Origin of the sequence: Serratia sp. CY32780 (assembly GCF_052169135.1) — a bacterium.
Taxonomy (GTDB): domain Bacteria; phylum Pseudomonadota; class Gammaproteobacteria; order Enterobacterales; family Enterobacteriaceae; genus Serratia; species Serratia sarumanii.
Map to the genome: position 1 here is coordinate 1 of NZ_JBJNLI010000012.1, position 1,623 is coordinate 1,623.

At 50.8% G+C, this 1,623-nt stretch carries 2 tRNA genes and 2 rRNA genes; all 4 read left to right on the forward strand.

The features are described from left to right. Positions 1-107: ribosomal RNA gene (locus ACJ8HH_RS23830) — 16S ribosomal RNA — on the forward strand; the annotation flags it as partial. A 75-nt stretch (positions 108-182) separates the two neighbouring features. Then, a tRNA-Ile gene (locus ACJ8HH_RS23835) sits at positions 183-259 on the forward strand. 38 nt (positions 260-297) lie between these two features. Continuing rightward, positions 298-373: transfer RNA gene (locus ACJ8HH_RS23840), tRNA-Ala, on the forward strand. A gap of 207 nt (positions 374-580) precedes the next feature. Then, a 23S ribosomal RNA gene (locus tag ACJ8HH_RS23845) occupies positions 581-1,623 on the forward strand; the annotation flags it as partial.

Sequence of the window (1,623 nt, forward strand, 5' to 3'; positions counted from 1 at the left end):
TAGGTAGCTTAACCTTCGGGAGGGCGCTTACCACTTTGTGATTCATGACTGGGGTGAAGTCGTAACAAGGTAACCGTAGGGGAACCTGCGGTTGGATCACCTCCTTACCTAAAGATATTAGTTCGCGTGGCGTGCTCACACAGATTGTCTGATGAAAAAGTAACGAGCAGAAATACCTTTATAGGCTTGTAGCTCAGGTGGTTAGAGCGCACCCCTGATAAGGGTGAGGTCGGTGGTTCAAGTCCACTCAGGCCTACCACTTCTCGGAAGTGGAAAAGGTACTGCGCGTGACTGTATGGGGCTATAGCTCAGCTGGGAGAGCGCCTGCCTTGCACGCAGGAGGTCAGCGGTTCGATCCCGCTTAGCTCCACCATATAGTCCGGTATTTCACTACTTCAGAGTATATTGGCAACAGTATGCTGCGAAGTATTTTGCTCTTTAACAATCTGGAACAAGCTGAAAATTGAAACATGACGGCTGAAATTCATTCCTCCGTAGAAGTACCGGAATGAAGAGTAACCTGTCATAGAGTCTCTCAAATGTTTGCAACTTGAACGATGGAAACATCTTCGGGTTGTGAGGTTAAGTGACTAAGCGTACACGGTGGATGCCTAGGCAGTCAGAGGCGATGAAGGGCGTGCTAATCTGCGAAAAGCGTCGGTAAGGTGATATGAACCGTTATAACCGGCGATACCCGAATGGGGAAACCCAGTGTGTTTCGACACACTATCATGTCATGAATACATAGTGGCATGAGGCGAACCGGGGGAACTGAAACATCTAAGTACCCCGAGGAAAAGAAATCAACCGAGATTCCCCCAGTAGCGGCGAGCGAACGGGGAGGAGCCCAGAACCTGAATCGGCTTGTGTGTTAGTGGAAGCGTCTGGAAAGTCGCGCAGCAAAGGGTGATAGCCCCGTACACTAAAATGCACAGGTCGTGAGTTCGATGAGTAGGGCGGGACACGTGACATCCTGTCTGAATATGGGGGGACCATCCTCCAAGGCTAAATACTCCTGACTGACCGATAGTGAACCAGTACCGTGAGGGAAAGGCGAAAAGAACCCCGGCGAGGGGAGTGAAATAGAACCTGAAACCGTGTACGTACAAGCAGTGGGAGCACCTTCGTGGTGTGACTGCGTACCTTTTGTATAATGGGTCAGCGACTTATATTTTGTAGCAAGGTTAACCGTATAGGGGAGCCGTAGGGAAACCGAGTCTTAACTGGGCGAATAGTTGCAAGGTATAGACCCGAAACCCGGTGATCTAGCCATGGGCAGGTTGAAGGTTGGGTAACACTAACTGGAGGACCGAACCGACTAATGTTGAAAAATTAGCGGATGACTTGTGGCTGGGGGTGAAAGGCCAATCAAACCGGGAGATAGCTGGTTCTCCCCGAAAGCTATTTAGGTAGCGCCTCGTGAACTCATCTTCGGGGGTAGAGCACTGTTTCGGCTAGGGGGCCATCCCGGCTTACCAAACCGATGCAAACTCCGAATACCGAAGAATGTTATCACGGGAGACACACGGCGGGTGCTAACGTCCGTCGTGAAGAGGGAAACAACCCAGACCGCCAGCTAAGGTCCCAAAGTCATGGTTAAGTGGGAAACGATGTGGGAAGGCA